The sequence below is a fragment of the Sporomusaceae bacterium ACPt genome, from assembly GCA_041428575.1.
GTDB lineage: Bacteria > Bacillota > Negativicutes > Sporomusales > Sporomusaceae > Sporomusa_D > Sporomusa_D carbonis.
On record CP155570.1, the window covers coordinates 2296257 to 2322500 of the forward strand.

At 45.4% G+C, this 26244-nt stretch carries 24 protein-coding genes, 14 tRNA genes, 2 rRNA genes and 1 other RNA gene (1 of these 41 cut by a window edge); 8 read left to right on the forward strand and 33 right to left on the reverse strand.

Features of this window, described 5'->3' with window-relative positions:
• Positions 1-199: 199 nt before the first annotated feature.
• The 12 genes from SCACP_RS11830 to SCACP_RS11885 all read right to left on the reverse strand — a co-directional run bounded on the left by SCACP_RS11830 (position 200) and on the right by SCACP_RS11885 (position 10401).
• Positions 200-379 (reverse strand): hypothetical protein, encoded by a 180-nt coding sequence (locus SCACP_RS11830; RefSeq protein ID WP_425057788.1) that lies wholly within the window; start codon positions 377-379, stop codon positions 200-202.
• Positions 380-514: 135 nt separating this feature from the next.
• Positions 515-991 carry a superoxide dismutase family protein gene (locus SCACP_RS11835; protein ID WP_425057789.1) on the reverse strand — a complete coding sequence of 159 codons (477 nt, stop codon included), beginning with the start codon at positions 989-991 and terminating at the stop codon, positions 515-517.
• A 108-nt stretch (positions 992-1099) separates the two neighbouring features.
• The gene (locus tag SCACP_RS11840) at positions 1100-2344 is read right to left on the reverse strand and encodes an aminotransferase class I/II-fold pyridoxal phosphate-dependent enzyme (protein ID WP_425057790.1); all 1245 of its coding nucleotides are present in this window, start codon (positions 2342-2344) and stop codon (positions 1100-1102) included.
• Between the two features lie 89 nt (positions 2345-2433).
• Positions 2434-3726, reverse strand: a complete 1293-nt coding sequence (gene asnS, locus SCACP_RS11845; protein ID WP_425057791.1) for an asparagine--tRNA ligase — start codon at positions 3724-3726, stop codon at positions 2434-2436.
• 174 nt (positions 3727-3900) lie between these two features.
• Complete coding sequence (locus tag SCACP_RS11850) at positions 3901-4161, reverse strand: small, acid-soluble spore protein, alpha/beta type (RefSeq protein WP_425057792.1); 261 nt, start codon at positions 4159-4161, stop codon at positions 3901-3903.
• 148 nt (positions 4162-4309) lie between these two features.
• Positions 4310-5140: a hypothetical protein gene (locus tag SCACP_RS11855; RefSeq protein WP_425057793.1), complete on the reverse strand. Its 831-nt coding sequence runs from the start codon at positions 5138-5140 to the stop codon at positions 4310-4312.
• A 547-nt stretch (positions 5141-5687) separates the two neighbouring features.
• Positions 5688-6386 (reverse strand): B3/B4 domain-containing protein, encoded by a 699-nt coding sequence (locus SCACP_RS11860; RefSeq protein ID WP_425057794.1) that lies wholly within the window; start codon positions 6384-6386, stop codon positions 5688-5690.
• 148 nt (positions 6387-6534) lie between these two features.
• A complete protein-coding gene (locus SCACP_RS11865) occupies positions 6535-7755 on the reverse strand; it encodes an aspartate kinase (RefSeq protein ID WP_425057795.1) in 1221 nt (406 codons plus the stop codon).
• Positions 7756-7857: 102 nt separating this feature from the next.
• A complete protein-coding gene (locus SCACP_RS11870; RefSeq protein ID WP_425057796.1) occupies positions 7858-8298 on the reverse strand; it encodes a hypothetical protein in 441 nt (146 codons plus the stop codon).
• A 148-nt stretch (positions 8299-8446) separates the two neighbouring features.
• Positions 8447-8842 carry a class II SORL domain-containing protein gene (locus SCACP_RS11875; protein WP_425057797.1) on the reverse strand — a complete coding sequence of 132 codons (396 nt, stop codon included), beginning with the start codon at positions 8840-8842 and terminating at the stop codon, positions 8447-8449.
• Between the two features lie 148 nt (positions 8843-8990).
• Complete coding sequence (locus SCACP_RS11880; RefSeq protein WP_425057798.1) at positions 8991-10112, reverse strand: hypothetical protein; 1122 nt, start codon at positions 10110-10112, stop codon at positions 8991-8993.
• A 46-nt stretch (positions 10113-10158) separates the two neighbouring features.
• Positions 10159-10401, reverse strand: a complete 243-nt coding sequence (locus SCACP_RS11885) for a hypothetical protein (protein ID WP_425057799.1) — start codon at positions 10399-10401, stop codon at positions 10159-10161.
• A gap of 287 nt (positions 10402-10688) precedes the next feature.
• On the opposite strand from SCACP_RS11885, the gene SCACP_RS11890 reads away from it, so the two are divergent.
• The 4 genes from SCACP_RS11890 to fba all read left to right on the forward strand — a co-directional run bounded on the left by SCACP_RS11890 (position 10689) and on the right by fba (position 13522).
• Positions 10689-11036 carry a hypothetical protein gene (locus SCACP_RS11890; RefSeq protein ID WP_425057800.1) on the forward strand — a complete coding sequence of 116 codons (348 nt, stop codon included), beginning with the start codon at positions 10689-10691 and terminating at the stop codon, positions 11034-11036.
• Positions 11037-11071: 35 nt separating this feature from the next.
• The gene (locus SCACP_RS11895) at positions 11072-11539 is read left to right on the forward strand and encodes a hypothetical protein (RefSeq protein WP_425057801.1); all 468 of its coding nucleotides are present in this window, start codon (positions 11072-11074) and stop codon (positions 11537-11539) included.
• 109 nt (positions 11540-11648) lie between these two features.
• Positions 11649-12539 (forward strand): RluA family pseudouridine synthase, encoded by an 891-nt coding sequence (locus tag SCACP_RS11900; RefSeq protein ID WP_425057802.1) that lies wholly within the window; start codon positions 11649-11651, stop codon positions 12537-12539.
• Between the two features lie 53 nt (positions 12540-12592).
• Positions 12593-13522 carry a class II fructose-1,6-bisphosphate aldolase gene (fba, locus tag SCACP_RS11905; RefSeq protein WP_425057803.1) on the forward strand — a complete coding sequence of 310 codons (930 nt, stop codon included), beginning with the start codon at positions 12593-12595 and terminating at the stop codon, positions 13520-13522.
• 272 nt (positions 13523-13794) lie between these two features.
• On the opposite strand, the gene SCACP_RS11910 is transcribed toward fba, so the two are convergent.
• The 3 genes from SCACP_RS11910 to SCACP_RS11920 form a co-directional block, all read right to left on the reverse strand.
• Entirely contained in the window at positions 13795-14718 is a 924-nt protein-coding gene (locus SCACP_RS11910) for an SIR2 family protein (RefSeq protein WP_425057804.1), read from the reverse strand.
• 238 nt (positions 14719-14956) lie between these two features.
• Positions 14957-16453, reverse strand: a complete 1497-nt coding sequence (locus SCACP_RS11915; protein WP_425057805.1) for an AAA family ATPase — start codon at positions 16451-16453, stop codon at positions 14957-14959.
• 1 nt (position 16454) lies between these two features.
• Positions 16455-17003 carry a hypothetical protein gene (locus SCACP_RS11920; RefSeq protein ID WP_425057806.1) on the reverse strand — a complete coding sequence of 183 codons (549 nt, stop codon included), beginning with the start codon at positions 17001-17003 and terminating at the stop codon, positions 16455-16457.
• A gap of 764 nt (positions 17004-17767) precedes the next feature.
• Between SCACP_RS11920 and SCACP_RS11925 the strand changes: the two genes are divergently transcribed.
• Positions 17768-18760, forward strand: coding sequence for a beta-ketoacyl-ACP synthase III (locus tag SCACP_RS11925; protein WP_425057807.1), 993 nt, complete (start codon positions 17768-17770; stop codon positions 18758-18760).
• A 36-nt stretch (positions 18761-18796) separates the two neighbouring features.
• Here the strand turns inward: SCACP_RS11925 and SCACP_RS11930 are convergent, their stop codons facing one another.
• Positions 18797-18985, reverse strand: coding sequence for a hypothetical protein (locus tag SCACP_RS11930; RefSeq protein WP_425057808.1), 189 nt, complete (start codon positions 18983-18985; stop codon positions 18797-18799).
• Between the two features lie 275 nt (positions 18986-19260).
• Here SCACP_RS11930 and tnpA point away from each other — a divergent pair, with 275 nt between their 5' ends.
• The 3 genes from tnpA to tnpC all read left to right on the forward strand — a co-directional run bounded on the left by tnpA (position 19261) and on the right by tnpC (position 21560).
• Complete coding sequence (tnpA, locus tag SCACP_RS11935) at positions 19261-19527, forward strand: IS66 family insertion sequence element accessory protein TnpA (RefSeq protein ID WP_425057809.1); 267 nt, start codon at positions 19261-19263, stop codon at positions 19525-19527.
• A gap of 55 nt (positions 19528-19582) precedes the next feature.
• Positions 19583-19930 carry an IS66 family insertion sequence element accessory protein TnpB gene (gene tnpB, locus SCACP_RS11940; protein WP_425057810.1) on the forward strand — a complete coding sequence of 116 codons (348 nt, stop codon included), beginning with the start codon at positions 19583-19585 and terminating at the stop codon, positions 19928-19930.
• A 61-nt stretch (positions 19931-19991) separates the two neighbouring features.
• Positions 19992-21560 carry an IS66 family transposase gene (gene tnpC, locus SCACP_RS11945; RefSeq protein ID WP_425061390.1) on the forward strand — a complete coding sequence of 523 codons (1569 nt, stop codon included), beginning with the start codon at positions 19992-19994 and terminating at the stop codon, positions 21558-21560.
• Positions 21561-21769: 209 nt separating this feature from the next.
• Here tnpC and SCACP_RS11950 read toward each other — a convergent pair.
• The 17 genes from SCACP_RS11950 to SCACP_RS12030 form a co-directional block, all read right to left on the reverse strand.
• Positions 21770-21845 (reverse strand) — tRNA-Ala (locus tag SCACP_RS11950).
• Positions 21846-22229: 384 nt separating this feature from the next.
• Positions 22230-23786 (reverse strand): 16S ribosomal RNA (locus SCACP_RS11955).
• A 108-nt stretch (positions 23787-23894) separates the two neighbouring features.
• Positions 23895-23969: transfer RNA gene (locus SCACP_RS11960), tRNA-Gly, on the reverse strand.
• 199 nt (positions 23970-24168) lie between these two features.
• Positions 24169-24245, reverse strand: a tRNA-Pro gene (locus tag SCACP_RS11965).
• Positions 24246-24309: 64 nt separating this feature from the next.
• Positions 24310-24383 (reverse strand) — tRNA-Gly (locus tag SCACP_RS11970).
• Positions 24384-24391: 8 nt separating this feature from the next.
• A tRNA-Tyr gene (locus SCACP_RS11975) sits at positions 24392-24477 on the reverse strand.
• 97 nt (positions 24478-24574) lie between these two features.
• Positions 24575-24650, reverse strand: a tRNA-Thr gene (locus SCACP_RS11980).
• 14 nt (positions 24651-24664) lie between these two features.
• Positions 24665-24740, reverse strand: a tRNA-Phe gene (locus SCACP_RS11985).
• Between the two features lie 4 nt (positions 24741-24744).
• Positions 24745-24821, reverse strand: a tRNA-Arg gene (locus SCACP_RS11990).
• Between the two features lie 34 nt (positions 24822-24855).
• An RNA gene (rnpB, locus tag SCACP_RS11995) (RNase P RNA component class B) lies at positions 24856-25185 on the reverse strand.
• 21 nt (positions 25186-25206) lie between these two features.
• A tRNA-Asp gene (locus SCACP_RS12000) sits at positions 25207-25283 on the reverse strand.
• An 8-nt stretch (positions 25284-25291) separates the two neighbouring features.
• Positions 25292-25367 (reverse strand) — tRNA-Val (locus SCACP_RS12005).
• 1 nt (position 25368) lies between these two features.
• A tRNA-Glu gene (locus tag SCACP_RS12010) sits at positions 25369-25443 on the reverse strand.
• Between the two features lie 5 nt (positions 25444-25448).
• A tRNA-Lys gene (locus SCACP_RS12015) sits at positions 25449-25524 on the reverse strand.
• Position 25525: 1 nt separating this feature from the next.
• Positions 25526-25601: transfer RNA gene (locus SCACP_RS12020), tRNA-Met, on the reverse strand.
• A gap of 5 nt (positions 25602-25606) precedes the next feature.
• Positions 25607-25682, reverse strand: a tRNA-Asn gene (locus SCACP_RS12025).
• Positions 25683-25905: 223 nt separating this feature from the next.
• A 23S ribosomal RNA gene (locus tag SCACP_RS12030) occupies positions 25906-26244 on the reverse strand; it runs 2579 nt beyond the window's last position.

Here is a 26244-nt window from a genome sequence, read left to right on the forward strand (position 1 = left end):
TTACCCCATCTGAAGTTTAGTGACCTTATCCAGGGACTTAGTCATCGGATGAACTCTCTTTCTACACAATATATAAGAATAATTCAACTATATTCCCCTAAGTTCCTGCTGCAGGGGTCAGGCGACCTCCGGCAAAATTAAAATAACCAAAAACCGGCAGCTGCATTTGGCAGTTACCGGTTTTTGGCTCTTACTCATCTTATTGCCGTAACATTTTGAGCAGGCGATAAGCAACAATAGGCAATGGTGCCCGTCTGACCGCCGTCCGCATGCCTAATAACATGAGAAAAAGCCCACCGAAAACATGAATAATCCAGAAACCGGTACGGGGAAACTCAAAGGTAGTGCCGTCAAGAATGCTTTCATGGCGCCAATTCATTGTTATCACCTCCTTAAAAATAGTATTTCCCGCGCATCAGCGTGCCAACAATGGTAAAAAAAACTGACGCCAATCTAGCGCCAGTTTTTTTAAGCTTTTCTATTTTATCCCTAACGTCTGGTCATAAAGTAAATGTTAAATATCGTACCGCCTTTTGATTACGCCGCACGCTAACCGGCGCCCAGCGTTGCCTGCCGGTTGGGTGCGGTAGTCATCAGGATTTTCGTGAATAATAACAGTTTTACCAATAATCTCGGAAACAGAAAATTTATCGGTAAAAAAAGACATATAGGCAAAACCGTGATTGGAGAATAGCACAGGTAAATCGCCGGCATGATTGCCATGCGGTTGGTTATCGGGATTCCAGTGACCGCCGGCTGCCATAAACGGGTTATCTGGGTCGCCGACTTTACAACTGCCGGATTCGTGAATGTGAAAACCGTGAGGACCGATTGGCTGCTTTCCGTTTACCGCCGGCTGGTACCGGGGCAAACCCCACACCTCAAGCGTTACTTTGGTGCCACCCTGAACACTCCGGAATGACACAGTCCCTTTAATATTCGGAGCAAGAGGACCGCCTTGAATATGGGCAATTGCCATAACGTTAGCCATTTTCTCACCTCATACATGCATAAGAAAATTTTGCTTATTGTATATTATGTAGCTAGGCGAGAAAGGGTGACGGGAAGCAGCGTGAGAAATTCTCTTTACTAGACGGGGTTATTCGACTGCAGCCATGGCCTGTGCCACTTTGGCGGCCATGCCGGTGATTTTAGCTGACGGTACGGCGCATACAGCAATGCGGACGCCCTTAGCAAGCGGCACGGCAAAGATATTATCGTCATGCAACTTGTTGCAAACGGCATCAGGATTTTTTGACGGAATGGTCAGGAAAAAGCCGGCAATGTACGGAAGCATGTTAAGATTAGCGGTCTTGGCTTCCCGCATAAAGATATCAGCCCGTTCACGAATCATATTATAGTATTGGCTGCGCTCTTCTTTTAGCTGAGCCAGCAACGATTTATCATTATAAATGGTAGTCAACAGACGCATACAACCGCGATTGACATTGGACCATGTTGCCCGGCTAGAGAACTGGTTAATATCCCCAAATTCTTTGATTACGTCTTTACTTTTAGAAATACCGATCATAGCCCCGGTGCGCTGTCCATACATCGTAAAGCCTTTAGACATACTGAACGCTAAAATGATAAGAACATTGTCCGGCAAGTTACCGAACTTCTTCATGAAGGCGCGGGCCTGCTCTTGCTCACCAGCATAGTCAATATAAGCGATGTCGACCATTATTACCAGGCGTTTAGACTGATCTTTGGCTGCTGTTTTAACAACCTCCAACACTTGGTCCCACTCACTATCACTTAAGCTGTAACCGGTAGGATTGTGAGCAGGAGTATTGATAAGAGTTACCAGACTGTTTTGTTTAGCCAGCAGTTCATTAACTTTAGCTTCAAACGACTTGATATTGAAGTTTTGATTTTCATCAAACAAGGTATAGGTAGCAATCTTGCGCAAGGCCTCTTCACACAACACTTTATACGGGCCCCAATACCAGTCGGAAGTCAAAACAGTATCGCCTATCTCCGAATAGTTCCAAATGGTATGATGAATTACCCCTGTTCCGCCAGGAGTAGCTACAGCATTAGTGTAGGCATCAGGGCGGTTTTCACCGAATGCCAGCGCCGTTGCTGCCTCTAAGTAGTCAGGCAGACCGGCGATCGGTGCATAGTTAGCTACTTCAGTAATAGGCAGGTTGCGAAAAACTTTTTCCACAGTGGACAGGCATACCAACGCCTCATTGTCATCCAAGATAGAGCCAATAGTGGCATTTACTACTTTGTCTTTGCCAAATTGGGCAACGGCTTGAGCAGCAGCGCCGGCAGCGCCGAAAATCTTGTCAACGGCAAATTTACCTTTCGCATGGGTTGCGGCAAGGCTCAATGTCATAGTATCTCCCCCTGTATCACATTTTACGGTACTTAACTAGCGCAGTTATGGCAGTAATGCCAAAATTGCACACAAGATACATTTTACACTTAAGGATACATTTTGTGCAACATGCGCGGGAAAGGGATTGTCTCCCTTATGTGTTCCAGGCCGCATAACCAAGCTACTGTTCGTTCAAGACCCAAGCCAAAACCGGAATGCGGCACTGTCCCAAACCGCCGCAAATCAAGATACCATTCAAACGCTTCTTTCGGCAGCTTATGCTCGGCAATACGCTGCTCTAAAAGCGTCAGGTCATCAATACGCTGGCCGCCGCCGATAATCTCGCCATAGCCCTCAGGCGCCAGGAGGTCGGCTCCCAGCACTACCTGGGGATTATCAGGGTCAGGTTTCATATAGAAAGCCTTTATGGCCGCAGGATAGCGGTGCACAAACACCGGCGCGTTGAAATGGCTGGAAATAATGGTCTCATGCGGCGCGCCAAAATCATCGCCCCATGTAAATTCTTCTCCGGCCTGTTTGAGTATTTCGACAGCCTCGGTATAACTAATGCGCGGAAAAGGCAGCGTAATTGCTTTAAGCTTTTCGATATCACGCTCAAGAATTTTGAGTTCGTTTTGACATTTCTCCAGGACACGTTGCACGACATAATAAATCATTTCTTCTTGCAGTTTCATATTATCGTCAATATCATAATAAGCCATTTCGGCTTCCATCATCCAAAACTCAAGCAAGTGACGACGCGTCTTAGACTTTTCAGCTCGAAAAGCCGGCCCAAAGCAGTATATGCGACCAAGAGCCATAGCGTTAGCTTCATTATATAACTGACCGCTTTGGGATAAATAGCCTTTCTCACCGTGATAGTCAATTTCAAATAAGTTGGTAGTGCCTTCACAAGCCGCCGGGGTAATAATCGGCGCATCAGCCAAAACAAAATCACGCTCATAAAAAAAGTTTCTGAGCGCATGTTCAATTTCAGAGCGGACACGCAGCACTGCCGCCTGGCGCGGGGTACGAATCCACAGATGCCGGTGCTCGGCCAAAAAATCTACGCCATGTTCTTTATGTGTGATCGGGTAATCTCCGGCGATACTGACAATTTCAATACCGCTGACTTGCATCTCATACCCGCCAACTGAACGCGGCTCCTCCCGCACCATTCCTCTCACCTTGACGGCGCTTTCCTGTGTCAACTTTTTGGTTTCGGCAAATAACTCTTCACCGACTTCCTGTTTCATAACTACACCTTGCATCAGACCGGAGCCGTCCCGAATAATGAGGAAAATTATCTTACCTGATGAGCGCTGGTTATATACCCACCCCTGTACAGTAACCTCCCGGCCGACATGTCGGGATAAGTTTTTTATTAATGCTGTTTCCACACTGAATGCACTCCCTTTTGAAAAACTGGTGTATCTATTGCTAAGAACTAATTACAAATATGGTGATACCGCTACTATGTATTTATTCTGGCTACGCCATTATATTTCCTGTTATTAATTAGGTAAAAATATGAATTTTTTATACATAATATAAAAAGCAGGCTTTTGCCTGCTTTAGGATAGTTTATTAATATCATTCTTGGCAGTCAATGTGCCACTGGTGGCTTGGGTTTTCCCTTGAGCAAACTGATTTTCCTGACTATTAATCATTTTGCGGACCATCTGCCCTCCTACCCGGCCATTGTCGGCCGAAGTAAGAGCGCCCTTATAGGTGTTTTTGTAATCTTTAAGCCCAAGTTCGGCAGCCGTTTCTTCTTTCAGACGGTCGAGGCCACTTTGCGCTGCAGGGTTGACTGGTTTTTTGCTCCTTGACATTACGCAAAACCTCCGTTTAAAAAATGTTTTGGGTGCCTGTTAATAGAATGCCTGTTATTAAGCGATAAATACATTGCAAGTTATGGCAATGCTCGACAAATTTAAAGGCGGCTCATTCGAGCCGCCTTTACAGGGCAATTTATTAAACTTAGAAGCTTACAGCAAATTCTACGTTGGTACGGTTATGGTCAGCACCGTTTTGGGCTTCGCCAAGATCCTGGTAGGCAGTCAGAGTAGCAGCGTCAGATACTTTGTAGATACCTTTTACACGGAAACCTTTGGAATCTTTGTACCAGCCATCGGTAGTGAAGTCAGGCAGGGCGCCGCTGTCGATATCGCGGTAGGACACGGCATATTTAAAGTCGCCTTTTTTGTCAGCTTGGCCTACAGCAATTTCAGCAAGGTATCCGTCTTTCTTATCGGTGGTGTTCTTAGCATATTCAGCGTTCAGGACTACATTATCAGCAAGTTTGGTGTCAGCGTTAACAGCGTAGTATTTGTCGCCAGACTTCAGGTAGGAAGCGCCAACGTTTACGTCACCAAAAGCAGTTTTTACGTCAGCAAAAGAAGTTTTTTCATTAGCATAAGGGTCTTTACCATAGAAGCCGCTCAATTTAATACCTTCAAGTTCAGTGTTTACAAGAGCGCCGGTGAATTTGTCATCATCCATCAGCAGTCCTTTACCGATAGCAAGAGATTGACGGCCAACTCTCAGGTCAGCCTGGCCAAATTTTGCGCCAATGTAAGCTTGGTCAAAGCCGGTTTTAGTGTCTTGACTGCCATCTCTCAGGTTGTTGTCCATTCTTGCGCGGCCATGGATATAAAAGGTGTCATCAATTTGTGAATCGATATTTAAACGGATGCGGTTAGTGAGATAGTCGCCATTAGCATCTTGGTTACGATACTCGATATTGGCGTCACCGGAAAAAGTAGGAGCAGCAGCGAATACCGAAGCGGTGGAAACGGTCAGGGCAGCCATTACAGCAGCAGCAATCAGTTTCTTCTTCGTGGTTATTTTCCTCCTCAGTAATTATAATTAGTGCTTGATACGATTCCGGAAACAAGGTTATCTATTAATAACCTATCCGGTTTACTTACCGGGAGGGCATCACGGTTCCTTATGAGTGTCCATGTTTCCTCACAGGTACTTCCCGATACCCACACCAGGTATTTCAACCATATAGGTTATTCTTATTACGCTCCCGCCCCCGCAGTCTGTAGCAGGTTTGGTAGCGACAACAAGCTTGATTAGAAACGATTGCTTTTTGTTTACCACTTTATGTTTTATGTAATTCGCACATTTCGACATAATTCCTGCTTATTTTTCAAAAGTTTTCCCGGCAAATAAAGGGAGCGCCCAGCACGGGCGCTCCCTATTACTCAATAACCTTTAAATTCCGCATAACTTCGATAAATTGCGCAGTGTCAATAGGTTTAGCGGCATATGCTTCGCACCCCTCATTAAAAGAATCAAATACTATTGTAAATCTTTATTGGATACTATATAGTTTGCTGAAAATTTGATCTTAAAAATTTAATACTGAATGATTATTGTCAACAAACCCGGTTATTACTTTGCAACCGAAGTGTTTAACCAGCAGTTCAGCCAGTTCGTCACGCGCGGCCAGCACTTGGGCTAAATTAATATCGGTAAAGCCATCGATCGGGAAGAAGATATTTTTACTTTGATCAGTTACTTTTCCTTCTTCACTTTGGCGCCAAATCCATCTCCTGGTTTTTACAATATCGCCTACCGAATAAATAAGTTCACCTTCGTCAACTTGTTCTGACGCCTGCTCTCCAAACGGAATGAAGGTATCGCCCGCCCGGGCAAATCTGACACAGATATCACCGCTGGCCACATCAAGGTCATGCGCGCCTAAAGGAACTAAGTGTTTAAGCGATATTGCATTGCCCAAATCAACTAGGGGATTTATATGCGGGAATCCCTTTTTCTTTTCAATACGGGTCACCATGGCTTCAATTGAACTCATATATTTATTCGGATTCATGCCAAGTTCGCGGAAAGCTTCCCGATAGTGCACAATTGGGGCCGATTCTTTGGCTTTGACTTTGGAAAATTTGTCCTCAACCGTGCGAACACTCTGGTTAAGCAGTGCGGCAATTTCATCGTGCGGATATTTACTTACACCTTTAGCAATAACAACACCGAAGCAAACGTTATCCAGTTTTTCAAACACTCTACTATCAACGACAAATCGCATTTTCTGCCTCCTCATAAAACGGCTTTTTTCTCTTTTTTTCTATTACTCCTTCGCAAATAGCTTTCCAATTTTTGCTAAAAACTTGCAATATAAATAACAGTCCCAGATTTAAATGGGACTGTTATTTTCAATTTAGTATTATTCATGTTCAGGCAGGAAAAAAACGGGCATGAATGGCGTTGACAGCTTCTTTGACTTTATCAGCTTGAATGAGACAGGAAATGCTAATTTCCGAAGTACTTATAACTTCAATATTAATAGCAGCGTCAGCCAACGCTCCGAAAGTAGCGGCGGCAATTCCCGGATTGCCCAGCATACCTGCGCCTACCACTGATACTTTAGCCACCTTCTCATCAATAATTACACCGCTAAACTCCATCTCAGCACTGAGTTTTTCTAAGATGGTCTTGGCTTGTGGAACATCGCCTTGAGCTATAGTAAATACCATATCAATGATGTGTTTGTCAACCGCCCTAACACTCTGAACAATCATATCCACGTCAATGTTGGCCGCGGCCAGAGCCGAGAATATTTTATAAGCAATACCAGGTCGGTCAGGCACTCCCAACACAGCAATTTTTGCTACATTGGTATCATGTGTTACGCCACGTATTACAAACTCTTTTTCTTCCATCGTATATTCCTCCCTGATAAATGTACCTGATTCGTGCGTAAAAGTGGAGCGGACATGAATTGGCATGCCATAATGTTTTCCCAGTTCAACCGAGCGCGGATGCATAACCCCGGCGCCAAGCCGGGCCATTTCCAGCATTTCATTGTATGTTATTTCCTTCATCTTTCTGGCTGTCGGGACGACCCTGGGATCCGAAGAATAAATACCATCTACATCAGTATAAATCTCGCAGTGGTCGGCTTTTAATCCGGCTGCCAATGCCACCCCGGTAGTATCAGAACCGCCCCGACCCAAGGTAGTTATTTCACCATCGTTAGTTATCCCCTGGAAACCGGCTACTATCACTATTTTTCCGGCGTTCAGTTCTTTCCAAACCTTATCTGGATTAATTCCGGTAATTTTGGCCTTGTTAAAGGTTTCGTTTGTAGTGATGCCAGCCTGAAAACCAGTCATGGATACAGCAGGATGGCCCAGTTTGGCAAATGCCATGGCTAACAGCGCAATTGATACTTGTTCACCGGTAGCCAGCAACATGTCCATCTCCCGGCCATAAGTCTGGTCGGTTATGGCTTCTGCCAAACTTATCAAATCGTCGGTAGTATCTCCCATTGCTGACACTACAACGACAACCTTGTCATCAACGTTTTTTTCTTGCAGTACCCGCTTGGCGACCGCCATGATTTTTTCTGGTGTGGCTACTGAGCTCCCGCCAAATTTTTTTACAATCAGTGCCATGCCTATCCCCCTTTAGTATGCAGCATGTAATTCAGCATGGCACTTTATATTCTCCATATAAGTACAATATCCTTCTACAAGTGGACAAAATGTAGAGAAATTTTAATTCCCCAGGAAGATATTAACAAATACCAAGCCAGCCAGGACAATCTCCCAACAGCCTTTACTAACCAAAATAATGCTGTCTTCCTGGCTATAGCACCACTCAGCGAAGTTACGGTAGGCAAAAGCCATGTCTTGCCATAGTGCTAGTGTGCCCAAAGTAGCGGCAAGCATTGCGACCGCTTTGAGCCCAATTGTAGAAAAAGCGGCACTAATGGCAATAAAATAGCATGAAAGGATTACCCAAGTCAGAAATATCAAAATAAGCGTCAAGTTTCTGGCAAGTTTTGAACCGATACGGCTTGCCAGTTTCAATAGCGCTATTCTGATTAAACGGCGCCCGCATAAGACCTTGCCGTCTTCATAACGCATGTAGCGCCGGGGAATGGTATAGTTCCAAAGAAAGGAGCAACAGGCGACTACTAACAGCAGCTTCTGCATACATTTCAACCTCCCGGTACATTATATGCAGTTCCTCGCAACCCTCACCCATATTATACCATTTCTTAATCTTTTGAACAATGATTCACCGATTTCATAGTAAAAAAGCCAGGGATTATTCCCTGGCCCTAATAACGAGCAATAATGATTATTCTTCGACAACAATAACCTTAGAATTTTCCCAAAGGCCATGAATATTACAATAAGCTTCAGCAACAAATGTACCGGAAACATTAAGTTTCATAACGACTCTGCCAAATGCCTCGGTATATACAGATCCTTTATTTGCACCCTCAACCGATTCACCGTGAGCAGCAAATTCAAAAGCTGCAATTTCATGGGCAAATTTGCCATTATCCGGTTTAAAATAAAGTTTTATCCAACGAATATGATGTTCAGTAGTATTTGGATGAGCAATTTCTTTACCGACACATACTTCAACAGCGACTTTTTCTCCAGCTTTCACCTTATCGGGCGCGTCAATTACCGGTACATGCTTTTCAGCTTTCCAATCAGCGCTTTGAACTAAATCAGCAAGTTTCATTAAAATAATCCCCCTTTACATTATTAATATTAATTAGTCACAGCTAAAAAATAATATTTCTCTTAAATAAGATTTCTCTCTAAGAAATAAAATTCCTCTTTTATCCTAAAATGTTTTGTAAAATTCTTCTTTTTTAGTATCTGCATTTCTATTTAAATATTCGCACCCGCAAACTCTTTATCAACTGCGGTTCAAGGCCTTCCCATTCAGGTGGTTGTAACATATCTATAGGATACAACACCAATGCAGTATCACATTCGTACACTGCGTCAAATGCCTGCATTGCGGCGATAGCATTTGACGCCCGGCAGACATTGTCAATTTTTTCTCGGGGAATTTTTAATGAAATTACACAATCATCGCTAAATTCACTTTTAACCATGCCGGCAGCATACCCCTCCTGAAAGGATGGTATGTTGGCAAATATTGTGGACATTATCTGTAACACAATGGCAACGCATAGTTCAAAATACTGCTTATTAAATACCCTAGCATCTTTATCCTGGTACTGAATACGGCCTGATGCCAGCAGTTCACAGGCCTGACGGGGAACTACCGTTTTTGGCGGCAGCCATACCTTTACAAAAAAAATATTGCCGTAAAAATCAATATCTACTTCAACAACTACCGGCAATTTTAGTTGGTTCAGAGCATAGTCCAACCGAGATCTCACTGCACCAGGCTCTCCGGCCAGCAATTGTTCAATAAATATAATCCGTGAGTTTTCCTGTTCTTCATGCTGACGTCGGGCTTCTTCGAAGGCTAAGCGTTCCTGTTCATTCCGTCGGGCTATTTCGGCTAATGCGTCCTGCTCCGCCTGTGTTATAGCATTGTCCCTGTCTTTCATGGTAAAGAATAGTGATACCGCCGTCGCTACGCCCAATGCTGCTGTAATCAGGAGGACGCTAGGACTAAAAAGTATTGCCAATATTCCTAACAAACCAATAATTACAGCAATTTTCCCCGCCACAGGATAAAAATATTTAGCTTCTGCTTTCGTCTTGGCCTCGTCGACAAGGTAGCTGTAATCAGTTAGCTTCAAATCAGGAAATGGCTCCCTGGTAAGGAGAGCCTGATAGTCTACAAGATCATAACTAAGTTTGCTGATAGCAGCTAATTTAAGCTCATAAGCCCGGTGCTGAATGAACTCTTTACGCCAGCGTTCAAACTGTTCCTCACCTTTAAAATACCTCACCTCAGCCCGGTCGTTGGCAGTGCCGTCACGGCTCCGCCCGATGTTAGGAGGCTTTTTATCAGGTTTTAATGCCATAATAAACCTCTTTTCCAGGAAATATCCTGTAGTGATTCGCCCAAGCCTACTTACGAATTGTTATTCGGATGGTTTTCCTCGCTACAACGTAACAAAAAGCTAATACGCCTCCTAAAGTAAAGAAAAAGGCAACCGGCTTGATCATCATGAGCTCCGAACTGGCAATAAGACTGAATAATAATGCTGTCATATAGGCTAAAAACAGCTCACCATACCGGGGACTGTTCACGCGCGGTGCAATAATCAGCCACACCAAAAAGCCAATAAGAATAATGTTGCTATTTTTCATAAACTCCATTACTGAAGATTCACCTTCCTAAATTTTAGAATATTAATTTATTCTTATTCGCTACAATGTGGCTGTTTTCCTGCTGACAGCCCGTATCACCTATCTCAGAAGCATTATTGTAACTTTGAGTAGTCATTCATACAGCAAAATTCGCGCAACACAAATCATCTCCTAAAATGTCGACTTACTGTAACATTATGTTTCAGTAAGTCATATGCTGAAGTAGAGACAGATATATAAAATTTTATCATTTTTCTTAAGTCAAATAAAGGAGGATGTTGATTTTTATGGAAACAAAATATCCACATTGGTATGGCCCTGAAGACAAAATGTCCTGCTGCGTCGACTACCCCGATAAAGACATGATGTGTTGTGACGATAATTTCATCGACGACCACATGGCTTATAAAATGTATGGCGATAATTTCAAAGACCGGCTCATGTGCTTTCTGGGCGACGAAGTCGTCCTTGGTACTGACGCCATTATAAGTCACAAATGCTCTACCTTCTGCGGCACGATATGTTATGTAGGCTGCGACTATATCATTGTTAACAGCACTTATTGCCGTCGCGCTATTTCTCTGCATGTTCCAATTAAAATGATTCGCTTTATCGCTCCGTTTAAACACCGGTAAAACTCTCTGAGCCTTGGCAGAGGAGATGATGCATAATGAGAAAAACATACAGCCGCCGGTCTCTGGCGGTTGATCCGGCGCACATGATCACGCTCCACCAGGAAGCCATTGAACAGCTTGAATTGATGCGCACAGTTGTAGAAGCATCAGAACAGGCCAACGATGGTATGCGCGACACACTTGACAACATGGCTGAAAACCACTGGGAAGCATACATGGATGTTATGCATATGCTCTGCATGCATGACGATAATTTGGCTGCAGTAATGAAAAAACACGGTTTCAAAATGCGTGAAAGCGAACCGGAAGATACTGAAAGGCAGTTTTTCGGCAGCCGCCTTTTATTTTTGGCGCTTCTGATAGGACTTATCCGGCGCCACAATCGTTTTGCCTATTACTATGGCCTGAGAGTAAACCCCATGGGCGATTATCTCAAAGAATCCATGACCATGGAACGGGAACATATGGCAATAATGATTTCCATGGTACAAAATATGATATAAGACTATTAGTAATGTAAGGGAGGCAGTCCGCCTCCCTATAATTTTAGAAGGATTTTTATTTTAATAATACGAATACTATTATCCGGAATAATTAATGCGAGGAGCCATCATGCCTGATTTTGTAGTTCCTTCCGCCTGTCCCGCCCTGCCGATAAAAGATTTTCTCCGCCGCCGCGCCGGAATATCACTCACACTGTGGCGCAAGATTAAACACAGTGGAACAATTATGGTGAACGGCCAGCCTGGAGCTGTGAATGACCTGGCTTACCCTGGTGACACGATTACCGTTATCTGGCCGGAAGAATCAACAATTATTGCCGAACAATTACCGCTAGCCGTTGCTTATGAAGACGAGTTGCTGCTGGCAGTCGATAAGCCGGCCGGTATGCTGGTACATCCGGCAGCCGGACAATCTTCAGGCACATTGGCAAATGCTGTTATAAACTATTACCGCGAGCACGGCTGTCTTTACGGCTTTCACCCCGTCAATAGGCTGGACCGTAACACATCAGGTCTGGTACTTATCGCCAAACGTCCTGATGTACAACATTGGTTAAACCAAAACCAGCAGAATATATCCAAATTATACCTAGCGGTAGCAGCAGGAATACCTAATCCTATTCAAGGCATAATTAATGCACCCATTGGCCGTAAACCTGGTAGCATTATTGAACGGGAAGTACGGCCTGACGGCCAGCCTGCCGTAACTCATTACCGTGTCCTTACGGCCTTCAAAAATGCCAGTTTGCTGGAGCTTGAGCTGGAAACCGGCCGTACCCATCAGATAAGAGTTCATCTACTCCATATTGGCTGTCCACTGTTAGGCGACGATTTATATGGCGGGCCTACAGAGTTAATTAACCGCCAAGCCCTGCACGCTGCTAAGCTAACCTTTTCTCATCCCCTTACTCGGCAACGTATTGAAATTACCAGCAATCTACCTGGTGACATGGCCGGTCTTGTCATCCAGCTTGGCGAACATTTTCCAAATATGCTATAATGTATATTAAATATGCTATAATATATTGTCAGGAAAATATAGGAGGGATTCCCATGCCATTAGTCACTTCGAAAGAAATGTTTAAAAAGGCTTATGAAGGGCAGTATGCCATTGGCGCATTTAACGTCAATAATATGGAAATTATCCAGGGTATTGTTGATGCCGCCAAAGAAGAACAAGCCCCGCTCATCCTCCAGGTATCTGCCGGTGCCCGTAAATACGCCAAACACATCTATCTTGTCAAACTGGTAGAAGCGGCGCTGGAAGACTCTGGCCTGCCGATCTGCCTGCACCTTGATCATGGCGAAGATTTTGAAATCTGCAAATCATGTATTGATGGCGGTTTTACTTCGGTGATGATTGACGGTTCAAAACTACCGTTTGAAGAAAATATTGCTCTGACCAAAAAAGTAGTAGACTACGCCCATGAACGCGGCGTTGTCGTTGAAGCTGAACTCGGCCGTCTGGCTGGTGTTGAGGACGCCGTCAACGTCAGTGCTAAAGACGCCACCTATACCGACCCTGATCAAGCTGTTGAGTTCGTTCAACGCACCGGGGTAGACTCATTGGCCATTGCCATTGGCACCAGTCACGGCGCTTATAAATTTAAAGGCGAATGCAAGCTCGATTTCGATCGTCTTGAAACCATATCAAAACTGTTGCCTGATTTCCCGCTGGTACTCCATGGCGCTTCTACCGTTCTTCCCGAATTTGTGGAAAAGTGCAATACATATGGCGGTCAAATTAAGGGAGCGCAAGGTGTGCCGGAAGACATGCTGCTGCGCGCCGGTAAACTGGGCGTGTGCAAAATTAACATTGATACCGATCTCCGCCTGGCCATGACCGCTTCCATCAGAGAGCACTTTGCCAAAAATCCGGCTGATTTTGACCCGCGTCAATACCTCAAACCAGCCCGGGAAGCTATAAAAAGCATGGTCAAACATAAAATCCGCAATGTCTTAAATTGCAGCGGCCGCCTGTAGACCCAGCATATAATTTCTATAATGGGAAAAATTAAATAGTAATCTCATTATAGAAAGGAGTCTTATGATGCACGCTGATAATATCAATTTTGCTCATCTTTCAAGTGAAGATCTTGAGACTATTAAAAACTTTGAAAAACAGTTTGCTGCCAAACATGGCAACAATATTTATCTCTTGGCGTTTATCAACCAAACTAAATAAGTAAAAGATAAGTAAAAAGCCGCCACTGGATGAACAACTTTTAGTCTCATCAGTGGCGGCTTATTTAAAATTATAGAAACACTTCTGTCCGGCGGCAAAAGTCTTCAAAGGTATTATTAGTAAAGCAAATATGGGTACCTAAAAACCGCGTGTAGCGTTTTTTTTCTTCAACTGCTTTTTCTTGTTTTTTGCCTGGATAATTATTGACAACAGTTATGCGCAGTTGATCAGTACGGTTGGTCTGAATCCTTTTTATTAAGTATTTAATGTGCATATCTGCATCGGGAAACGAATAACCACAAAAAATCAAATGGCCAACATCCCGCAAACTTGTTTCAGTTTTATGCCAGACAATGTTTAAAAAGCTATTGGACATGTCCTTGAAAAAAGTTGGCGGCACAATAACCGGGGTTTTTACTGACTTACAGTTGGTGCACAACGCTTGTGACGGATCGGTCAACAACTTGATAATTCCCTGCTGATATTTAATCAGTTTAAGGGCATTACAGGTTGGACAGTATGACCAATTGAGCGAACCGTGCAACTTGTAGAGGCTAATAACCGGTTTATAATTATCTGACGAAGCAGCAGGACTAATATAATTGGTAAAGTCCACGCCGTAATCCAAGGCTATGTCATTACGGGACGCCAGCGCGCGATCAATAAGCACATCATAATTGGTCGATATAAAGAAGGTTTTTGTCAGCCAGCCAAGCTCAGCCAGCCTGTTGACTAATGCACAATGCAGCCCCTTGACAATTGCCGTCTTATCTTCGAGTACCTCAGCCAGCAATAGCACCAGGTACTGACGGATAAAGCCGATTCTGTTGCAATCTTTGGCCAGATTTTCAAGATCAAAGTCTTTAAAGGACTGCCGTTTGCGTACCGCCAGGTCAAGCAAACCGATAGCCTCTTCGAAGGTTGGGAACTCGATAGCATCCAAGTCATCATGGAGCACATCGATAAAAAACATTTGTTTAAAATAAGCGCTCAATTCGCTGACGCGTTCAAAGTCGCTATAATTTTTCTCAGCCCGCAGCGCTTTAAAATACTTTTTAAAAAGTATGCTCTGTACTGGCGCACCCTCGGCAGCTGATGCGCCGCCGCCGAGAAAGATTGCTGTTTTTATCGCAAAGCCCTCCTCTCCGTTTTTAACTACAGAGTTTTATTTTCCCCGTCAAACCCAAAGATATGTAAAAAAAGCGCCCATCACTAAATGGGACGCTTGAGTATCAGGCGGTTTGTTCTGCTTCGTTTAGGAGAGTACGAAATTCGGCGCCTGAAATATATTCTTTTGCAAGTAGAATATCGACAATTTTCTTAAAAGCTTCTTGTTTGTCCATAAGCCTGGTTTTTACCTGACATTCAACAGCTTTTATAATACTGGTAATGGCATTGTGCAATAGTTCTTTAGGCACATCTTCAGGCGAAACAATACCTAGCTCAGACATGCCGCCAAACACAATTTGTTTGGCCAGATCGGTTGCTTGTTTAAAATCATTGGCCGCACCCGTGCTCCGCGCGCCGAGGAACAATTCCTCGGCAACAGCCCCGGCAATAGCAACAGCAATTTTTCCTTTAATATAGTCAATAGTGTACAGATACATGTCTTCCGGCTGAGTCTGACGCACATATCCCAGGGCATTGCCACGCGATACCACATTGACGCTGGCAACTGAACCCGGGTTGGTATATTCGCTCAAGAGTGCATGTCCGGTTTCATGGATCGCAATACGGTTCTTTTCTTCTTTGCTGGGAATCCTGTCAAGTTTTTCACCCATAATTACTTTTTCGACCGCACTGCGTAGGTGTTCAGCAGTAAGCGCAGCGGCGTTTTCCCGAAAGGCCAGGATGGCGGCTTCGTTGACTACACTTTCAAGATGTGCCCCGGAAAAACCAAAAGTATCGTTGGCCACATCTTCAAGTGAAACATCCTGAGCCAATGGCTTGTTGCGGGTATGCAGTTCAAGAATTTTAATCCGGCCTTTTTTATCCGGCAAATCAACTTTAACATGGCGGTCAAAGCGGCCTGGACGTAAAAGTGCCGGGTCAAGAATATCAATCCGGTTGGTAGCACCGATAACCAATATGCGGATATCATCTTTGTCAGATATTCCATCCATTTGCACCAATAGCTCGTTTAAAGTCTGATCGTATTCCATATGGCCGGCATTCTGACCTCGCTTGCCGCCAAGCACTTCAATCTCATCAATAAAGATTACCGCACTTTGTTTGTTACTGCGCTTGGCAAGTGTACGGGCCTGATTAAACAATTGGCGTACCCGCCGCGCCCCTACACCTACATACATTTCAATAAACTCAGAGCCGCTGGCTGCTAAAAACGCCGAACCGGTAAAATGCGCTGCCGCTTTAGCCAGAAGCGTTTTCCCTGTACCAGGCGGGCCATTAAGCAAAATACCCTTTAGCGGACGAATCCCCAAAGTTTTAATACGATCAACGTCTTTGATAAAATCAAGCGCTTCGCATAATTCACCTTTAGCCATTTCTTGACCGCCGATATCATCAAAGCTCACTAATTGTTGTTCAGCCATGTCTTTAGAATGAATAGCAAAAAATTTGCCGCCACTGTCGGTACGTTTCATATTGGCATAGAAAAACGCCGCTAATAGACCGGCAAAAAAAATCACCGGCAACACATCAACACCTTGTATGGCTAAAAAGATAAGTATGCCTGCCGCTACACCAATAATAATTTCAATATAGCGCATACTATTTCACCCCCCGGTTGCCACTGTCACGCGGAACTACCACATACATACCGTCAGCTCCCTTGGTCATCTGCACATAAATATTTTTGTTGCCAACATAAATTTGTGTTTTTACTTGCGCGCTGCCGGCTTTAGCCTGAATACGTTCAGCCATGGTGGCAAAGTTGCCGGTAAAGATAGCCTCTTGGATGTCATAATGGATAGAGTAATAGAACTGCTCCAGTTCGGGCGTCCGGGTATCCCGGATGACAATATCGTATTTTTTGCCGCCGCCCACCTGGTTTAATCCATCTGTTATTTCCTCGTACAAATTCTGCAAATTATCCACATGATTAAGTTTTATATATATTTTTACTGTCTCGTTATTCTTGCTTTGCTCATTTAAGCGGCTAATACTGACCGATTCAACCCCGTCAATATTTTGAAACATTCTATTTACCGGGTTGGCTACTGCATATTTATTCCACAAAAATTGTCCGCCAAACAAAACTGCGAGGGTGAGCATCAGCGTCACACAACCAATAACCCAATTGTAATTCTTATTTGGCATGACTTAATGCCCCCTTTCATGTTGCAATATTATAACAAGTATATTGCAATACTAATAACAGGGAATATTATATCATGGATCAACTTCATAATATAGCGTAAATAATAGGCAATCAAGCCAGCAACTTGTTTGGCATGCATTGCTACTAATCGGGGCATAATATTGGGAACAAGGCCTTTCCACCTGCTCTTTGTTTAGTCGGTAGGTTCCTTAACTTTAGTGTCAGGAATTGATAAGTGTGAATGACCAATTTAACCGCATAAAATGCAAATGTGTCGTTATACTTAGACTGTGGGTTATGAACTGCCAGAATCGTTGAGAACCACCGCCGCAGCTCCTGCCGAAAGTTTCTCAGTACGATTCATTTACAGCCATAACACAGTCCGAAAATTGTTCAAGAACCCCATCAGGAAATAACCGCAGGCAGAGAGCGGTTATTTCTCTTTTTATGCTACAAAATCAACGATCCAAGCTACCTCATCCAGGTAAGTTATAAAACTGAGTTATGCAGACCCGGCGTATCAAACCTTTCGCTGGAAATATTGACTAAATATCTACAATTATGGTTAGACTTCATGTGAGAAATAATTATGCTAGTGTACCATTCTTGTTCATTGCCACAAAAAAAATCCAAAATATTTTTTTGTATATTTATTGCCTGATATTATGAGTAAGTTATATAATTAAAAAAGCGCCATTACTTTTTGTTTTAACATAAGGGGAAAAAAGGTGCAGATACGCCGAAGAAAGGGGTTTACCAATAAATGAACGAGAAATCCGTAGGTATTTTAGGCATAGGTTCATATGTCCCAGAAAAGATTGTTACGAATAAAGATTTAGAAAAAATTCTTGATACGTCTGATGAATGGATTGTTGATCGTACCGGCATCCGGGAGCGGCGTATTGCAGAAGCCGGGGAAGCCACCTCCGATTTAGCCACAAAAGCGGCTGAGAAGGCATTACTAGACGCGGGGGTTAGTGCCGAAGAGATCGACATAATCATTGTTGCAACTGTCACGCCGGATATGCTGTTCCCTTCTGTCGCCTGTTTAGTCCAAAACAATCTTAAGGCGATTAAGGCGGCAGCCTTTGACATCACAGCTGTTTGCACAGGTTTCATGTATGGTCTTGTTATGGGGAGTGCATTTATTAAATCAGGTACTTACAAGAAAGTGTTAGTTATCGGTGCGGAAACCTTATCAAAAATTACGGACTGGACGGACCGGAATACAGCTATCCTGTTCGGAGACGGTGCGGGAGCCGCCGTTCTAGGTGAGACTTCACCGGGAGTTGGAATTCTCGGCGTAGATTTGGGGGCGGATGGCACTGGTGGCGATCTTCTAAAAGTACCTGCAGGCGGCTCTAAGCAGCCCGCATCGGCAGAAACAATTTCGAATAATCTCCATTTTATCCACATGAACGGTAATGAAGTCTTTAAATTTGCAGTCAAAGTTATGGGGGAAACCGCAATCAAGGCTCTTGAAAACGCAAACCTGTCACCGGCAGACGTTACCTACCTTGTGCCGCACCAAGCAAACACACGTATTATTCAATCGGCTGCTAAACGTCTTGCCCTTCCAATGGAAAAAGTCCTCGTCAATATTGACAAATACGGCAATACTTCGGCGGCTTCTATTCCAATTGCTCTTGACGAGGGTATTAAAAGCGGCAGAATCAAGAATGGTGATATACTTGTGCTCGTGGGTTTTGGTGGAGGACTGACCTGGGGGGCAAGTGTAATTAAATGGTGCAAATAAAGAAAAAGGCTACGCACAATCTTTCGCTACTCTCAACTACATCCCATCTTCAGTACCGTACATAAACATAAGGGCTAAAACAAACTTCAAATTGTCAAAATTCTGCCCGGGAGCGGCGCTGTTAGTCCCAAATATCAATAATGCCATGGTCGGCAACGGGTCAACATTACCGCCGGCAACTCTGGCAAGATGCTCGCCGCTTAGACTTTCCCCGGAGACCAACATGGACGCAGCATGGTCGAGGCAGGAGACATCCCCTTTCGTGACTCCGTCTACGTTTTTTAAAACTCGTTTTTTATCAGGTCGTGCCTTCCGAAATTGTAGAGAACCCTGTGCTTTGTAGTTCCGTCTTCTCTGTAGGATTCGACCACATTTTTTGAAATTGAAAAAATTGATGCTGATTTTATGCGCCTTCCGGGTTTTTTCGTAAGCGTAAAAGTATCCCCACATAGCGTATATGCTTCAATCCTGGGATAATGATCTCAGGAGGGATAAGCTGTATGGAAAATACAATAACAAGCAAGCGTAAGGCCTACTGTGCTGTCGAAAAAGCAGCGCTGATAGCAGCATATAAAGCCAGTGGCCTAAGCAAAAAAGAATGGTGCCAGGAAAATGCTATTGGCCTGAGCACATTGCAGAGATGGCTGCAGCACGAAAAAAGCAGGACCAGCCGCAACCGGTACAAAACTGGATTCCTGTCATCCAGGCTGCGCCAGAACGATCAGCCAGCCTCGAAATACAAATCGGCAAATGCAAAATTGCCGTAGATACTAAAACAGATAAAAAACTCTTGGCAACGGTGCTTGGCGTACTGGTGGAAGTATGCTGAAACTATCGGAACATACACCAGTCTTTTTAGCCTGCGGGGACACCGATATGCGTAAATCCATTAATGGCTTAAGCGCATTGGTGCAGCATAGTTTTAAGTTGGATCCGTTTCAAAAAGCACTGTTCGTCTTTTGCAACAAACAACGCAATCGAATTAAGATTTTAACTTGGGAAGACAACGGCTTTTGGCTGCATTTAAAGCGCTTGGAACGAGGCCGTTTCAAATGGCCCACACTTGACGACGCCACCATGGCGCTTACCACAGAAGAACTGTGGAACCTGATTCAAAGCCCGGGCATCGAACAAAAACTGCGTCGCACGCAAGTTTTAAAAAGCCGCTAAAGTATTGATTTTACTGGCTTTTTGCCTCATTTTCCGGTATAATAGAAGATAAGAAAATGGTATCGGAAATGAGGATTTTTTCTTGCAAACACAGGCACAGCTTGAAGAAGAAAATGCGGAATTAAAGAAACGCGTTCAGGAATTGGAAGCGCTCAACAAGTGGTATATGGAGCAGTTGAAGCTGCTTCGCCAAAAAAAGTTTGGCGCTTCTTCGGAAAAAAGTAAACGCGATGACCAGGAACAGTTAAACCTCTTCAATGAGGCGGAAGCTGAGCGCCAACCGATTGCTGTGGAGCCGGACGTGGAAACCATCAGTTATCAGCGCAAAAAGGGTAAACGCGGAGAAAACATAAAGGACTTGCCGGTAGAAGTGATTGAATATACTCTGCCAGAAGGTGAACAGACCTGCCCTGCTTGCGGTGAAGAGCTGCATGTTATGAGCAAGGAAGTACGTAAGGAATTGACGATTGTTCCGGCAAAGGTCAAGGTTATCGAGCACGTAAACTATGTATACGGTTGCCGAAATTGCGAGAAAAACAATATAGAGACGCCGATCATCACGGCTAACGCGCCGAAAGCGTTGCTGCCTAAGAGCATGGTATCCGCCGAGCTTATGGCCTATATCATGAGCCAAAAATTCGTCAATGCTATGCCGCTGTATCGGCAGGAGCAGGAATTTAAGCGGCTTGGCGTAACGCTTTCCCGCCAAAACCTGTCCAACTGGGTTATTAAAGGTGTCGCACTTTTGGAGCCTTTGTTAGCAGCCCTAAAAAAAGAGTTGCTTTCAAGGGATTTGTTGCACGCCGATGAAACTACTCTGGAAGTGTTGTGTGAACCCGGCAGACCGGCACAGACAGATTCCTATATGTGGTTATATCGAACGTCCGGGGATACGGATCATCCGGTTGTGCTCTATGACTACCAGGAAGGGCGCAGCGGGCAATTTGCCAAGGCGTACCTTGCAGGGTTTTCCGGCTATCTTCAGACCGATGGTTGGCATGGCTATCACAAGGTAGAAGAAGCCGGTGTAACCTTGTGCGGCTGTTGGGCACATGTTCGGAGAAAATTCAATGAAGCCTTGGTCGGCCCTGCGGCTAAACAGCCGGATAGTAAAGAAGCGATAGGTCTTGCCTATTGCAATAAGCTTTTCGACGTTGAAAAAAAGGCCGAGCACATGACGCCGGAAGAACGGCATAAACTAAGGCAAAAAGAAGCTAAACCAATTATCGAAGAGTTTTATAAATGGATAGAAGCTTGTTGGGCTGATACCTTGCCGCAAAGTCTACTGGGCAAGGCGCTTACCTATGCCCAAAATCAGAAAAAGTATCTGACAGCCTATTTGGCCGATGGCCGCATCGAAATATCGAATAATCGTGCGGAGCGATCTATCAAGCCTTTTGTGATTGGACGAAAAAACTGGCTGTTTTGCAATACGCCTGGTGGCGCAAAATCGTCCGCCGCTGTTTACAGCATAATCCAAACGGCCATAGAAAACGGATTAAATCCACAAGCTTATCTGGAATATGCCTTTAGGCAAATCCAACTGCAGGATACGCTCTGTATTGAAAAACTACTTCCGTGGGCTGAAGAAATTCCTGTAAGCTGTAAAATGCCTAATAAAAAAGCATAACGGTTCCAACAGCCATCTGATGTTTTATCATATCGTACATCAGGTGGTTTTTTATTGATAGGTGGTTTTGCTTTGACGCTTACGCTGATTTTATGCGCCTTCCGGGTTTTTTCTACCTTATTTTTCATGCCCAACTATCAAATTCAGGAAAATGTTAGAAGAAATCAAAAAAGCCTCTAGGACCGAAACCCTAGAAGCCTTGATTTTACTGGTGGAGATAAGCGGGATCGAACCGCTGGCCTCTTGAATGCCATTCAAGCGCTCTCCCAGCTGAGCTATATCCCCATGATTATTTCAGGAATACTTATGTTATCACACTTCACCGCATATTTCAACAGCTACTTTGTGGTAACCGAGATTGCTTCGTCGTGTCTCCTCGCAATGACGATGGGTTGGTTACAGTTGGAGCCGTGTCCCTTACCCTGGTCATTGCGAACGCATGTGAAGCAATCTTTCTTTCGCATTCCCTCAAAACTAAACAATGTAAGTCGATACCACAGCGAGCACATAAGCTCCGTCTAGTATCTATGCATTCGCCAAATGTCCGCACATCGAATTAAGACTGACCTTTACGACGGTCTGTCAGATAGTCTGCTGTCTGCAGACTTCCTCGATGGTATCGCCGACCTTGGAAGTAGTCCGAGTGTCACCTCGAACAGTTCTCCCTAGAAAGGAGGTGATCCAGCCGCACCTTCCGATACGGCTACCTTGTTACGACTTCACCCCAATCATCGGCCCCACCTTAGACGGCTGGCTCCTTACGGTTACCCCACCGGCTTCGGGTGTTTCCAACTTTCGTGGTGTGACGGGCGGTGTGTACAAGGCCCGGGAACGTATTCACCGCAGTATGCTGACCTGCGATTACTAGCGATTCCGACTTCACGGAGGCGGGTTGCAGCCTCCGATCCGAACTGAGAGCTCATTTGCGCGCTTTGCTTGACCTCGCGGTCTTGCCTCGCTTTGTTTAAGCCCATTGTAGTACGTGTGTAGCCCAGGACATAAGGGGCATGATGACTTGACGTCATCCCCGCCTTCCTCCGCATTCTCTGCGGCAGTCTCCCTTGAGTTCCCACCATAACGTGCTGGCAACAAAGGATAAGGGTTGCGCTCGTTGCGGGACTTAACCCAACATCTCACGACACGAGCTGACGACAGCCATGCACCACCTGTTTTCGCGTCTCCCGAAGGAGAGGGATCTATCTCTAGACCTTTCGCTCAATGTCAAGCCCTGGTAAGGTTCTTCGCGTTGCGTCGAATTAAACCACATACTCCACCGCTTGTGCGGGCCCCCGTCAATTCCTTTGAGTTTCAACCTTGCGGCCGTACTCCCCAGGCGGGATACTTATTGCGTTAACTCCGGCACAGAAGGGGTCGATACCTCCTACACCTAGTATCCATCGTTTACGGCCAGGACTACCGGGGTATCTAATCCCGTTCGCTCCCCTGGCTTTCGCGCCTCAGTGTCAGACACAGTCCAGAAAGCCGCCTTCGCCACTGGTGTTCCTCCCAATATCTACGCATTTCACCGCTACACTGGGAATTCCGCTTTCCTCTCCTGCACTCAAGATCTCCAGTTTCCTGCGCCTATACGGCGTTGAGCACCGCTCTTAGACTCAAGACTTAATGATCCACCTACGCGCCCTTTACGCCCAATAATTCCGGACAACGCTTGCCACCTACGTATTACCGCGGCTGCTGGCACGTAGTTAGCCGTGGCTTCCTCCTTTGGTACCGTCATTAGCTTGGATTATTCACCCAAACCACGTTCGTCCCAAACGACAGAGCTTTACAACCCGAAGGCCTTCTTCACTCACGCGGCGTTGCTCCGTCAGACTTTCGTCCATTGCGGAAGATTCCCCACTGCTGCCTCCCGTAGGAGTCTGGGCCGTGTCTCAGTCCCAGTGTGGCCGTTCATCCTCTCAGACCGGCTACTGATCGTCGCCTTGGTGAGCCGTTACCTCACCAACCAGCTAATCAGACGCAGACCCATCTCTAAACGGCAGCTTATAAATAGAGGCCACCTTTCTTATCCTCGCCATGCGGCCAGGATACCACATTCGGTATTAGCACCACTTTCGCGGTGTTGTCCCCAATTTAGAGGCAGGTTGTCTACGCGTTACTCACCCGTTCGCCACTAAGTATCCATAAATGAATACTCCGTTCGACTTGCATGTGTTAGGCACGCCGCCAGCGTTCGTCCTGAGCCAGGATCAAACTCTCCATGAAAAGCAGGCACACAGCGCTTTGGCGCTGATGTGATCGCTTTGTTCGCTGCGTTAGCAGTCGAACATCCGCGTTATCATGAAGCCATTTGTTGGCTCAAAATTGATTAGTTGGAGCGGAAAACGAGATTCGAACTCGCGACCCTCGCCTTGGCAAGGCGATGCTCTACCGCTGAGCTACTTCCGCATCCGTTATTATTGACGTGGTTAAAAAACCACCGCACATCTGGCCCGTACAATGTATCAAGAATACATAACATGACGGCCATTAAGACCATGAATATTATGCAACTCGTACAATAGTACGCTTTTGATGCATTCTTACATTGTTCAGTTTTCAGGGAACACCACTACAGATTATCACTTACTAAAGCAATTTTGGGAAATGGTCGGAGCGGCAGGATTTGAACCTGCGACCCCCTGGTCCCAAGCCAGGTGCTCTACCAAACTGAGCCACACCCCAGTATTGTTAATATAGCATAATGCTCTTTTCCCAAACAGCCCACAAAAATATGGTTTACTGTTTATGGAGCGGGTGAAGGGAATCGAACCCTCGTAGCTAGCTTGGAAGGCTAGTGCTCTACCATTGAGCTACACCCGCATATTAATTGGTGGAGGGAGGTGGATTCGAACCACCGAAGTCGTCAGACGGCAGATTTACAGTCTGCTCCCTTTAGCCACTCGGGAATCCCTCCATGATTGTAGCAGAATGTTCCTCACTACGCTCGGAACTAAGCGATTTGCACCAATCAGTCTTCGCCTCTCGGCTCGCCTTCTTGGACTCTCTGCTTATGGAGCTGGCGAGAGGAATTGAACCCCCAACCTGCTGATTACAAGTCAGCTGCTCTACCTATTGAGCTACGCCAGCATAATAAATGGTAATGGTGCCTCAGGGCAGAATCGAACTGCCGACACGAGGATTTTCAGTCCTCTGCTCTACCGACTGAGCTACCGAGGCATAATGGCGAGCCCGGCAGGATTCGAACCTGCAACCTTTTGATTCGTAGTCAAATGCTCTATCCAGCTGAGCTACGGACTCTTTTCCTGATACTATATATACAGTCTTCCTTAAAAACCGTAAGCCAGTTTCTGTTTTAGGAAATTATTTATCTAACGCAATAATGCGTTCTTCCCTTCGGTTCAGATTCCCTACAGGAAGTTCCCCTACCATAATTCGGGTTTCTGCCTCGTGGAGTTTACCGCTTTTCACTAGGCTGTCGCCAGCCTACCCATTCTCTGTGCACTTTATGGCTACTTTCGGCTGCGTGAGTCGATTTCGCCGTCGTCAGAGCCTAGCTCTGCCTCATCTTGCGATGAGCACGAACACTACAGCCATCTCAGGCTGTGGCAGTCTGGACTTTCCTCAATACTGCCGTCAAGCAGTACCGCAATTTCCCGTTTTTAAAAAAGACTGGAATTGTTAATGGCGACCCCGAACGGATTTGAACCGTCGATCTCCGCCGTGACAGGGCGGCATGTTAGACCGCTACACCACGGGGCCGTTTTGGATGGTGGGCGATGACAGGATCGAACTGCCGACATCCTGCTTGTAAGGCAGGCGCTCTCCCGGCTGAGCTAATCGCCCATGGTGACCCGTAAGGGAATCGAACCCTTGATACCGCCGTGAAAGGGCGGTGTCTTAACCTCTTGACCAACGGGCCATATTTGGTGACCCACCCGCGACTCGAACGCGGGACACCCTGATTAAAAGTCAGGTGCTCTACCGACTGAGCTAGTAGGTCATGGTTGCGGGAACAGGACTTGAACCTGCGACCTTCGGGTTATGAGCCCGACGAGCTGCCAACTGCTCCATCCCGCGATGATTGGCTCCTCGAGTAGGACTCGAACCTACGACCGATCGGTTAACAGCCGATTGCTCTACCAACTGAGCTATCGAGGAATATATTCGTGAGTTCGTGTGTTCGAGGTTCGCAAGTTCGAAAACCGCGTTTCCCGGATACATTCCCCCAAAACTGTCACAGAAGAAAGACTCGCGCAATATAGGATGTTCCTCGCTAACGCTCGGAACTAAGCGATTCGCACCAATCAGCCTTCGCCTCTCGGCTCGCCTTCTTGGGCTCTCTGCTTATCGCTTTCGCTCTTAAACTTTTGGCTCGCTTGTTTAAGTCAAGTCCTCGGCCGATTAGTACCAGTCAGCTCAATGGATTGCTCCACTTACACACCTGGCCTATCTACCTTATCATCTGTAAGGGGCCTTACTTCTTTCGAATGACAGACCTCATCTTAAGGCTGGTTTCACGCTTAGATGCTTTCAGCGTTTATCCTTTCCGGACGTAGCTACCCAGCTGTACTCCTAGCGGAATAACTGGTACACCATTGGTCCGTCCACTCCGGTCCTCTCGTACTAGGAGCAGTTCCCTTCAAGTCTCTTGCGCCCGCGATGGATAGGGACCGAACTGTCTCACGACGTTCTGAACCCAGCTCACGTACCACTTTAATGG

Coding starts and splice junctions, on each gene's coding strand:
- tnpA (WP_425057809.1), top strand. CDS start 19,261: ATGGAAAATACAATAACAAGCAAGCGTAAGGCCTACTGTGCTGTCGAA.
- SCACP_RS11900 (WP_425057802.1), top strand. CDS start 11,649: ATGCCTGATTTTGTAGTTCCTTCCGCCTGTCCCGCCCTGCCGATAAAA.
- SCACP_RS11895 (WP_425057801.1), top strand. CDS start 11,072: ATGAGAAAAACATACAGCCGCCGGTCTCTGGCGGTTGATCCGGCGCAC.
- SCACP_RS11930 (WP_425057808.1), bottom strand. CDS start 18,985: ATGTTGGTCTCCGGGGAAAGTCTAAGCGGCGAGCATCTTGCCAGAGTT.
- SCACP_RS11860 (WP_425057794.1), bottom strand. CDS start 6,386: ATGCGATTTGTCGTTGATAGTAGAGTGTTTGAAAAACTGGATAACGTT.
- SCACP_RS11875 (WP_425057797.1), bottom strand. CDS start 8,842: ATGAAACTTGCTGATTTAGTTCAAAGCGCTGATTGGAAAGCTGAAAAG.
- SCACP_RS11850 (WP_425057792.1), bottom strand. CDS start 4,161: ATGTCAAGGAGCAAAAAACCAGTCAACCCTGCAGCGCAAAGTGGCCTC.
- SCACP_RS11835 (WP_425057789.1), bottom strand. CDS start 991: ATGGCTAACGTTATGGCAATTGCCCATATTCAAGGCGGTCCTCTTGCT.
- SCACP_RS11830 (WP_425057788.1), bottom strand. CDS start 379: ATGAATTGGCGCCATGAAAGCATTCTTGACGGCACTACCTTTGAGTTT.
- SCACP_RS11890 (WP_425057800.1), top strand. CDS start 10,689: ATGGAAACAAAATATCCACATTGGTATGGCCCTGAAGACAAAATGTCC.
- SCACP_RS11865 (WP_425057795.1), bottom strand. CDS start 7,755: ATGGCACTGATTGTAAAAAAATTTGGCGGGAGCTCAGTAGCCACACCA.
- SCACP_RS11840 (WP_425057790.1), bottom strand. CDS start 2,344: ATGACATTGAGCCTTGCCGCAACCCATGCGAAAGGTAAATTTGCCGTT.
- SCACP_RS11915 (WP_425057805.1), bottom strand. CDS start 16,453: ATGCGCTATATTGAAATTATTATTGGTGTAGCGGCAGGCATACTTATC.
- SCACP_RS11870 (WP_425057796.1), bottom strand. CDS start 8,298: ATGCAGAAGCTGCTGTTAGTAGTCGCCTGTTGCTCCTTTCTTTGGAAC.
- SCACP_RS11925 (WP_425057807.1), top strand. CDS start 17,768: ATGAACGAGAAATCCGTAGGTATTTTAGGCATAGGTTCATATGTCCCA.
- SCACP_RS11880 (WP_425057798.1), bottom strand. CDS start 10,112: ATGGCATTAAAACCTGATAAAAAGCCTCCTAACATCGGGCGGAGCCGT.
- tnpB (WP_425057810.1), top strand. CDS start 19,583: ATGCTGAAACTATCGGAACATACACCAGTCTTTTTAGCCTGCGGGGAC.
- SCACP_RS11855 (WP_425057793.1), bottom strand. CDS start 5,140: ATGGCTGCCCTGACCGTTTCCACCGCTTCGGTATTCGCTGCTGCTCCT.
- SCACP_RS11885 (WP_425057799.1), bottom strand. CDS start 10,401: ATGAAAAATAGCAACATTATTCTTATTGGCTTTTTGGTGTGGCTGATT.
- fba (WP_425057803.1), top strand. CDS start 12,593: ATGCCATTAGTCACTTCGAAAGAAATGTTTAAAAAGGCTTATGAAGGG.
- SCACP_RS11920 (WP_425057806.1), bottom strand. CDS start 17,003: ATGCCAAATAAGAATTACAATTGGGTTATTGGTTGTGTGACGCTGATG.